Annotated in this window: 8 protein-coding genes; 6 read left to right on the top strand and 2 right to left on the bottom strand. The window is 68.9% G+C overall.

The features are described from left to right. From VFC33_06080 to VFC33_06055, 6 genes are all read left to right on the top strand, one after another. Positions 1-2,289 (top strand): RNA-binding domain-containing protein (locus tag VFC33_06080; GenBank protein HZR12802.1); only part of this gene is annotated, 2,289 nt, incomplete at its 5' end. Next, positions 2,290-2,559, top strand: a complete 270-nt coding sequence (locus tag VFC33_06075; GenBank protein HZR12801.1) for a hypothetical protein — start codon at positions 2,290-2,292, stop codon at positions 2,557-2,559. It begins immediately after the preceding gene. A 45-nt stretch (positions 2,560-2,604) separates the two neighbouring features. Beyond that, entirely contained in the window at positions 2,605-3,807 is a 1,203-nt protein-coding gene (locus tag VFC33_06070; protein HZR12800.1) for a DUF222 domain-containing protein, read from the top strand. 20 nt (positions 3,808-3,827) lie between these two features. Further along, a complete protein-coding gene (locus VFC33_06065; GenBank protein HZR12799.1) occupies positions 3,828-4,190 on the top strand; it encodes a hypothetical protein in 363 nt (120 codons plus the stop codon). Positions 4,191-4,237: 47 nt separating this feature from the next. Then, the gene (locus VFC33_06060) at positions 4,238-5,515 is read left to right on the top strand and encodes an amidohydrolase family protein (protein HZR12798.1); all 1,278 of its coding nucleotides are present in this window, start codon (positions 4,238-4,240) and stop codon (positions 5,513-5,515) included. A gap of 19 nt (positions 5,516-5,534) precedes the next feature. Next, complete coding sequence (locus VFC33_06055) at positions 5,535-6,230, top strand: acyltransferase (protein HZR12797.1); 696 nt, start codon at positions 5,535-5,537, stop codon at positions 6,228-6,230. Here VFC33_06055 and VFC33_06050 read toward each other — a convergent pair. Together VFC33_06050 and VFC33_06045 are read right to left on the bottom strand one after the other, a co-directional pair. Next, entirely contained in the window at positions 6,209-7,894 is a 1,686-nt protein-coding gene (locus VFC33_06050) for a hypothetical protein (protein ID HZR12796.1), read from the bottom strand. The genes VFC33_06055 and VFC33_06050 overlap by 22 nt on opposite strands. Positions 7,895-7,949: 55 nt before the next feature. Further along, positions 7,950-9,575 (bottom strand): hypothetical protein, encoded by a 1,626-nt coding sequence (locus tag VFC33_06045; protein ID HZR12795.1) that lies wholly within the window; start codon positions 9,573-9,575, stop codon positions 7,950-7,952. Between the last annotated feature and the right edge of the window lie 51 nt (positions 9,576-9,626).

The raw sequence follows: 9,626 nt of genomic DNA, 5'->3' as shown, positions 1-9,626 counted from the left end.
GCCCATTCGTCGCAGACCGGTGACGCCGCGAAGGAGATGAAGGCGGTCCTCGGCGCGATCCCGTCGACCGAGCCGGCCGCGAACGGCGACGACGACAACGACGACGCCGAGCCCGACCCGCAGGACGTCGTCGCTGCGACCGTCGAGCGGGCGGCCCGGGCGCGTGGCCGTCACGCGAACCTGTCGATGTTCGCGTTCACCGCGACGCCGAAGGGCAAGACGCTCGAGCTCTTCGGCGAGCGCGACGGGCCGGACGGCACGTACCGGCCGTTCCACCTCTACTCGATGCGCCAGGCGATCGAGGAGGGCTTCATCCTCGACGTCCTCGCCAACTACACGACCTACAGCACGTATTTCCGGCTCCAGGACGCGATCGCCGACGATCCCGAGGTCGAGTCACGCAAGGCGTCGGCCAAGATCGCCGCGTTCGTGTCGCTGCATCCCGACAACATGAAGCAGCGGGCGAAGATCGTCGTCGACCACTACCGGGCGCACACCCGTCACGAGATCGGCGGGAAGGCGAAGGCGATGGTCGTGTGCCGATCGCGACTCCACGCGGTCCGCATGAAGCTCGCGATCGACGGCAACCTCGCCGAGCAGGGCATCGGCGACGTTTCGGCGCTCGTCGCTTTCTCGGGAACCGTGACGGACCCGTCGACGGGCACCGAGTTCACCGAGCCCAAGATGAACCGCTTCCCCGAGCGGGAGACGGCCGAGCGATTCGCCCTGCCCGGGCACCACCTGCTCGTCGTCGCCGAGAAGTTCCAGACCGGGTTCGACCAGCCACTGCTGCACACGATGTTCGTCGACAAGCGCCTGTCGGGCGTCAACGCCGTGCAGACGCTGTCACGCCTTAACCGCATCCATCCCGAGAAGAACTCGACGTTCGTCCTCGACTTCGCGAACGAGGCCGACGAGATCGAGCGCGCGTTCGCGCCGTTCTACGAGTGCACGCTCGCCACGCCTACGGATCCGAACACGTTGTTCGACGCGCGCGCCGCGCTGGACGTCTTCGGTGTGCTGCGTGACGACGAGATCGAGGCGTTCGCGGCGCTGTGGTTCGGCGGCACGCGCAACGACGCCACCCTGCACGCGAAGCTCTACGAGCAGCTCGATCCGGCCCGGGGACGCTTCACCGAGCTCGACGAGGACGATCAGCACGAGTTCCGTCGGGCGTTGGAGCGGTTCGTCAACCTGTACGCGTTCCTCGCGCAGGTGCTCTCGCTCGCGGACACGTCGCTGGAGAAGCGCTACGTCTACTGCCGGATGCTCCGGCTGCGGTTGCCACGGGAGGAAGCGGTCGCGCTCGACCTCGAGCTCGACCTCACGCACCTTCGCGTTGCGAAGACGGGCACCGCGAACATCTCGCTCGGCGGTGACGAGCCGAAGCCGTTGACCACGTTCACCGGCGATGGCACCGGCTCGCGGTATCTGCCGGGCATGGAGCCGCTGTCGGACGTGATCCGCCGGTTCAACGAGACGTACGGGCTCGACCTCACCGAGGCCGACGCGTTGCACCTGCACGGGATCGTCGCCGACATGTCGAGCAATCCGAAGCTCCAGCAGCAGGCCGCCGCGAACACGAAGGAGAACTTCGGCATCCCGTTCGCGGACGCGTTCACCGACGCCGTCGTGGAGCGTCAGTACAGCGCCGAGGAGCTCACGTACCGCTTGCTCGATGACGCGCAGTTCGCGGGTGACGTGCGTGCGTGGATGCTCCCCGAAGTGTACGAGCGGGCGCGGGTCGGGTTCCAGAAGACCTGCCCACTCGGCGACCTGCTGGAGCGCGGCGAGGACCAGCACCTCGAGTACAAGTCGACCCTGCGGTGGGATCTGCGCGAGCAGAAGAAGAGCCGCGTGATGGAAAGCGCGGTGCTGAAGACGATCGCCGCGTTCCTCAACGATAGGTTCGGCGGCACGCTGCTCATCGGAGTGGCCGACGACTCGTCGACGGGCGGGGGAACGGTCGTCGGCCTCGAGCCCGACTACGCGACGCTGCACAAGGACGGCAAGGACGACCGCGACCTCTTCCAGCTCCACCTGACCCAGCTCGTCGCGAACGCGGTCGGGCTGGCTGCAGCCGCGAACGTGACGACGCAGATCCAGACGGTGGACGGGAAAGACGTCTGTCGCGTGCACGTCGAGCCGAGCGGCCATCCGGTGTCGGCCGAGCTGCCGGGCGCGGAGAAGGGCAAGCCGGTGTTCTTCGCGCGCCTGAACAACAGGACGCAGGCCGTCGACGACGAGCTCCAGATCGAACACTACGTGCACGACCGCTGGAATCCGTAGGTGAGGAGGATCGTGCCTGAGGATGACCTCGAGACCATGGTTCGTGAGTTCCGCGCGAGCGTTGCCGCGGACCTGGAGACGCAACACCGTCGGATCGACGGTCTGAGTGACGAGGTACGTCGCCGGATCGGGACCGCAGAGACTGCGATCCTCAACGGGATTCGCGACCTCCGCGGACGGCTCGATCGCCGGCTCGAACGGGTTGAGGTCCGTACGGGCGAGATCGAAGCTCGTATCGGTTCGATCGAGCAGCGCTTCAACGGCGACTGAGGCCTGCGCCTTGACGGGCGAACGTGTGTTCGATAAGATGCCAGCATGTTCGGCCAGGGCAGGGTCGGACACCCCGGAGACGGCGCGGCGGAGACGTCCGAGCAGTCGGAGCTCTTGACGCGTCTTCGTGCGTGTTCGACGGAGGAGCTGAAGTTCGCGTTCGGGCAGTTGGACGCGTTGGAGAACGCCGTGCGCGTCCAACGGCTGCACGTGTTGGCGGTGCTCGACGAGCGCGACGCCGGCGCCGACGACGGAGCGCTCGACACGGAGGGTTGGGTGGCGGCGCAGTCGTTGGTGACGCGTCCGCACGCGGTGCAGCAGGTCGCGACGGCGAGGAGGCTGAAGGAGCTCCAGCACATCGCGAAGGTCGCGGCGCGGGGTGAGCTGTCGTGGGATCAGCTCGCGCCGCTGGCACAGATCGCGAACGACGAGACCGATGAGTGGTGGGCGCAGCACGGGCGCGGCTACTCGCCCGCCCAGCTCGCGTACCGGGCCCGGCTCAAGCGCACCGCGCGTGAACAGGACGATGTGGAGCGCCAGCGGCAGCGGTCGCTGGTGTGGTGGTTCGACGCGCGGGTGAAGATGTTGCGCATCAAAGGCCGGCTGACCGCGGAGCAGGGCGAGCGGCTGACGCGTGCGTTGGAGCGGATCGTGGAGCGCGATCCGATCGGCCCGGACGGCACTGTCGAGTCGTGGGAGGCACGCTACGCGGACGCACTCGCCGAGCTGGCCGGTGTGAACATCGCGGCGGACAGCGACACGGATCGCGCGTGTGTCGTCGTGCACCTGGAGTACGACACCGCGACGGGCTTCGTGGGTGAGCACGACGAGCCGATCTCGCCCGAGGTGTGCCGCCGGTTGGTTTGCGACGCGTGGCTCCAGGTGCTGATCCGCGACGCGTTCGGCAACCCGGTGGGGCTCGGCGCCCGGCAACGCACCGTGTCGCCCGCACTGGCGCGCGTGTTGCGCCATCGGGATCGCACGTGCCGGTTCCCCGGCTGTGCGCGGACGTGGGGGCTGCACGCGCATCACATGGTGCATGACGAGCACGGTGGGCCGACCGAGGCGGCGAACCTGCTGATGCTGTGCCCGCGCCACCACCGTTGGGTGCACGAGCACGGGTGGCGCGTACGCGGCGATCCGAACCGTCTCGACGGGCTCGTGTTCCGACGACCCGACGGCCGCGTGTACGCGCCCGGCCCACCACCCCTCGACCCGAACACCAGGGGTCGCGTCTTCGCGGCGTAGCGCGGCGCGACCATCGGGGAATGGCGAAGCTGGTGATCCAAGGCGACGACATCGTCGTGCGCATGAGCGGGCTCGAGAAGCTCGCCGCGTTCCACGGGGACGTGCGCGTCCCGCTGCGCGCGGTCGCGAACGTCCGCGTCGCCGACGCTGCGTACCGCGAGCTGCGTGGCATCCGCGCGCCGGGGACGGGTTGGCCGGGACGGATCGCGATCGGGACGCGTCGCTACTCGGGCAGGAAGGACTTCGCGTGCATCGTCGGGAAGCAGGCGGCGGTCGTCGTCGAGCTCGACGGGGCGCCCTACGGCCGGCTCGTGATCGGGTCGAGCGACCCGGAGGGTGACGCCCGCCGCGTCGCGGCTGCGCTGCCGGGGCAGCGGTCGTAGGCTGACGTCGCCGTCAGGTCGAGCCCGAGCCGCAGGAGGACCTCGCGATGCGCGTCGAGGACATGATCCTGATCAGCGTCGACGACCACGTGGTCGAGCCGCCCGACATGTTCGAGGGTCGCCTTCCGGCGAAGTACGCGGACGTCGCGCCGCGCCTCGTGCGCAAGGACGACGGCACCGACGTGTGGATGTACGACGGCAAGGAGATCCCCAACATCGGGCTCAACGCGGTCGCCGGTCGTCCGCTCGAGGAGTACGGCATGGAGCCGACCTCCTTCGACGAGATCCGCGACGGCTGCTTCGACGTGCACAAGCGGATCGGGGACATGAACGTCAACGGCGTCCTCGCGTCGATGTGCTTCTCGTCGTTCCCGAACCTGTGCGGTCAGCTCTTCTCGCGCTCGTCGGACCTCGACGCGGGCCACGCGATCCTCCGCGCGTACAACGACTGGCACGTCGACGCGTGGTGCGGCGCGTACCCGGGGCGGTTCATCCCGCTCGGGCTCGTCCCCATCTGGGATCCGGCGCTGATGGCCGACGAGGTCCACCGCCTCGCGGACAAGGGCTGCCACGCCGTCTCGTTCTCGGAGAATCCCGCGAAGCTGCGACTGCCGAGCTTCCACTCGGACCACTGGGACCCGTTCTGGCAGGCCTGCGTCGACGAGGGGACGATCGTCTGCCTGCACATCGGGTCGAGCTCGACGCTCGTGGTGACCGCCGAGGACGCGCCGATCGACGTCCTCATCAGCCTGCAGCCGATGAACATCGTGCAGTGCGCGGCCGACCTGCTGTGGTCGCCCGTGCTCCGCAAGTTCCGCGACTTGCGGATCGCGTTGTCGGAGGGCGGGATCGGCTGGATCCCGTACTTCTTCGACCGCGTCGACTGGATCTACACGCGCCACCACCGCTGGACCGGCCAGGACTTCGGCGACCAGCTGCCGAGCCAGTTCTTCCGCGAGCGGTTCGTCACCTGCTTCATCGACGACCCGTCCGGCGTCCCGAACCGTCACCGGGTCGGGATCGACACGATCACCTGGGAGTGCGACTACCCGCACTCCGACACGACGTGGCCGACGTCGCCGGAGTTCCTCATGAAGAGCATGGACGGCGTGCCCGACGACGAGATCGACAAGATCACGTGGCGGAACGCGTCGCGCCACTTCCGGTTCGACCCGTTCGCGACCCGGCCACGGCAGGAGTGCACGGTCGGCGCGCTGCGCGCGCAGGCCACCGACGTCGACATCACGCCCAAGAGCGTGGGCAAGCGCCCGGGCATGACGAAGGCCGCCGACCTGCTCGGCGCGGGAGCACGCCGGGCGAAGTGACCCTGTAGTCTCCGCGGCCGTGTCGCAACCCGAACGGCCGCTCGACCCGGTGCGCGTCGCGTCCGGGGCGGCGATCCGGTGGGCCTGGCAGCACGCGATGCGGCTCGGCACGATCGGCCCGAACAGTCGTCGGGGCCGGCGCTTCGGGCACCTCGGGCGGGGGAGCGCGATCTGCTTCCCGGCCAGCGCGCTGTTCGGCGAGCGCTGGATCAGCATCGGCGACGACTGCATGATCGGCCCGTACTCGAGCCTGTCCGCGGGCGTGTCACCCGAGCACGTCCCCGACCACGACCCGGTGATCGAGATCGGTGACCGCACGGTGATCGGGAAGGGGAGCGGCATCGTCGGCCATCGCGAGATCGTCATCGGCGACGACGTGTGGACCGGCCACCACGTCTACATCACGGACGCGAACCACGGGTACGAGGACGTCACCCTGCCCATCGGCAAGCAGTTCTCGGAACCGCGACCCGTCTCGATCGGGTCCGACTCGTGGCTCGGCCACGGTGCGGTCGTGCTGCCCGGTGCGACGATCGGCCGGCACGTGGTGATCGGCGCGGGCGCGGTCGTCACCGGCGAGATCCCCGACTTCTCCGTCGCGGTCGGCAACCCGGCGCGGGTCATCCGCCGCTACGTGCTCGGCGAGGGCTGGGTGCGGGTCCCCGATCTCGACGACCTGCCGGTGTTGCCGTCTCAGCCCGCGGGGCTCGGATAGCTCGGAGGCGTGTCGGCCGGTGGCAGCGTCTTGAAGATCGTCACCGCGTCCGCCGGGTTGAACACGTCGGCGTCGCCGCTCGGCCACTGACCGGGCAGGTACCGCTGGCCGCCGCGCGCGTACTCGTACATCCCCTTGCCGTCGTTGCCGACCTCGTCGGGGCCCGTCGCGTCGGGGTTCCACCAGATGAGCGTCGCGTCGTCGCCGCCGAAGTAGTCGGTCGTCGGCCAGATGCCGTGGTTGCCCCACGACACGTGCAGCAACGTGGGATGGGTCGGGCCGCTCGGATACCGGAACAGGCCGTCGCGGAACGTCTGCGCGGTCAGGTGCGGGCCGGCGAGGTGCACGCCAGTGAAGAAGATGAGCGGTGACTGGACGAGCTCGGGGTACGTCTTCGCGGCCGGCGGGTGACCCGTCTGCCACGTGAGGATCTGGGCGAGCTGGTCGTTCGCCTCGTCGCCCCGGGCGGGCAGCAGCGACACGCCGAACGCGTGCGACCACTGCTTCTGGTCGTACGTCCGGCCGAACAACGTCGTGTCCGTGTAGACGGTGCCGAGCACGATCCACTCGGGGAAGTAGCCCTGCCGTGTCGCCTCGCTCGTGAAGTACGACGGCATGACGGGGTCGGCACCGAGGATCACCGACGTCACGCCCGCGGCCTTCATCTGGCTGACGACGGTGCGCGCCGTCTCCTGGGCCTTCGTGAGGTCGAACGGGTAGGCGACGTCGGCCGCGAGCTTCACGTGGCTCTTCGCGAGCAGCGACGTGAAGTGCGCCGCGCTCGCCGCGAACGTCCCGCTGTCGTCGTCGTAGCGGATGAGCCCGAACTTGCGCGTCTCGTTCCGCATCGCCGGGTCGCCCGCGTGCGTGGCCTTCCGGCCCGCGACCTCCTTGCTGATGAACTCCGCCCAGTGGACGGCGGCCTGCTCGAAGGACGGCTCCGTGGGCCAGATGTACGGCGCGCGCTGGTCCACGAAGCTCTGGGGCTGCGCGAGCGTGCAGTCGCCGACGCACAGCACGCCGTGCGCGGCGAGCTCGTCCGCGTACGCGCTCGTCATCTGCGGGCCGCCCCATGACGCGAACGCGTGGATCTGCGTCGCGACCCTGATCGCGTCGGCCTTCGCGGCCGCGTCGTCGTCGTCCGAGCCGCTCGCCTTGACGAACACGAGCTTCACCTTGCGTCCGTACATCTCGTAGTGCGACTCGAAGAAGTTCACGTACGCCTGCTGCGTGGCCTCCTCCGCCTTGACGGTCTCGTCGGCGCCGCTGCGCTCGAAGAAGACCTGCTGCAACAGGTCGGGCTGCTGCTCGTAGACGGCGACGGTGATCGTGTCGCCGGTGACACCGTTGGCGGTCGCGCCGCCGTTGTTGCCGTGGAACGGCGGGACGCACGGCGGCGCGTACGACAGCGGCACCTTCACCTTGCCGGTGCGGGTGTCGCAGTTGGGACCCCAATCGATCTTCGCGTCACGCGAGAAGAGCGGCGGCTCGCCGTTGCGTTGCGCGGTCGCGTTCACCGTGGACGACTTCTTGCTGCTGCCGCCGCCCATCGTGGCGACGACCGCGGCGACGACCGCGATGACGACGACGACGGCGAGCACCGGGACGTAGCGGCGCCACGCGCGGCTGCGGGAACGGTTGGGGGTCGGCGGGGTCGGCTGCATGCGGGCCGACACGCTACGCGCGCGGCCCGCACGCCGCTGCTACTTGACGATCCCTTTACCCGCCGGTGCCCGCCGGAGACGGGTACGACGGCGGTGTGTCCGACGCGGGCAGCGTCTTGTAGATCGTGACCGCGCCGTTCGGGTCGAAGAAGCCGGGATCCTGGCTCGGGAACTGCCCGAGGCGGTACCGCTTCCCGCCGTCGACGTACTCCCACAGCCCGGTCCCGTTGTGACCGACCTCGTCGACGCCCGATGCCGTCGGGTTCCACCAGATCTCCGTCGCGTCGTCGATCCCGCCGAGATCGGTTCCCGGCCACAGGCCGTGATGGCCGCGCGAGATCGTCACCGTCGTCGGGCCGCCGCCGACGATCGGCGCGCGGAACAGCCCGGCCTCGAACGTCTGGGGTGTCAGGTTCGGCCCCGCGAGATGGACGCCCGTGAAGAAGATCGACGGGTCGTAGTTCGTGACGTCGTAGATGTTCGACGGCGGCTTCTTGCCGTACTGCCACTCGTAGAGGTTGAACGCGTTGTCGGTCTGCTGCTCGCCGCGCGCCGGCGTGAGCGAGAACCCGAACGCGTGGACCCACTGCTTCTGGTCGTACGTCCGTCCGAAGATCGCGGTGTCGATGAAGACGTTCGGCCCGATCACCCACTCCGGGAAGTAGTTCTGCTTCGTCGCCTCGTCGGTGAAGTACTTGGGCATGATTGGGTCACCCATCATGATGATGGTCGTCACGCCGGCGCTCTTGAACTTGGCGATCGTCGTGCGCGCGAGCTCGCTCGCCTGGGTCAGGTCGAGCGGGTAGCTGACGTCGGTCGCCGCCTTGACGTGGTACTTCGCGAGCGCGTCCTGCAGGTTGTGGAAGAGCTCCGTGTACTGCCCGTCGGGCGTGTTGTAGTGGAGGATCCCGAACACTCGGTCCTTGTCCTTCACCGCGTCGCCGCCGTGCACGGCCTTCTTCCCGCCGAGCTGCTTGCCGATCATCTCGCCCGAGAGCTGCGCCGCCTGGTCGGTCAGCGGGCCGAACTCCCATAGGTACGGCTCGCGCGCCTTCACGAAGCTGGTCGGATACGTGCCCGCGCAGTTGCCGACGCACACGATGTGCTCGGCTGCGAGCTGATCGGCGAACGCGCTCGTCTCGGCCGGACCGCCGAACACCGCGAACGGCTTGATGTCGGTGGCGATCTTGATCGCGTCGGCCTTCGCCGCCGCCTCGTCGGCCGGGCCGCCGGTCGCGTGGTACTTCACGAAGTCGACCTTGCGGCCGTACATCTCGAAGTGCGACTCGTACAGCTTGCCGAAGTCGATGATCTGGTCGGCGTTGGTGTCCGGCGTGATGTTCGCACCCGCGCCGGTGAGGAACGCGCCCTGGAGCGGGTCGTTCTGCCCGACGTAGACGGCGACCGTGATGGTGTCAGCGGTGACACCCGGCGCCGTCGCGCCCCCGTTGTTGCCCTTGAAGGGCTCGACGCACGGTGGCGCGTAGATGGACGGGATCTTCACCTTGCCAGTGGTCGTGTCGCAGTTCGGGCCCCAGTCCACCTTCAGCGACTTGTCGAACATCACGGGACCGTTGCCCGACGCGCTTACGGACGCCGCGTTGTTCTTCTTGCCTCCGCCGCCGCCGCTCGTCGCGCCGAACACCGCGACGACGATCGCGATGACGGCCACGACGGCCACGATCGGGCCGTAGCGACGCAGCGCGCTGGCGCGCCGGGGGCCAGAGGGTCG

This window comes from Acidimicrobiia bacterium (assembly GCA_035651955.1).
In the GTDB taxonomy this organism is placed as follows: domain Bacteria; phylum Actinomycetota; class Acidimicrobiia; order IMCC26256; family JAMXLJ01; genus JAMXLJ01.
The sequence above is the reverse complement of the archived record's forward strand: the minus strand, read 5'-3'. Positions and strand labels throughout refer to the sequence as shown.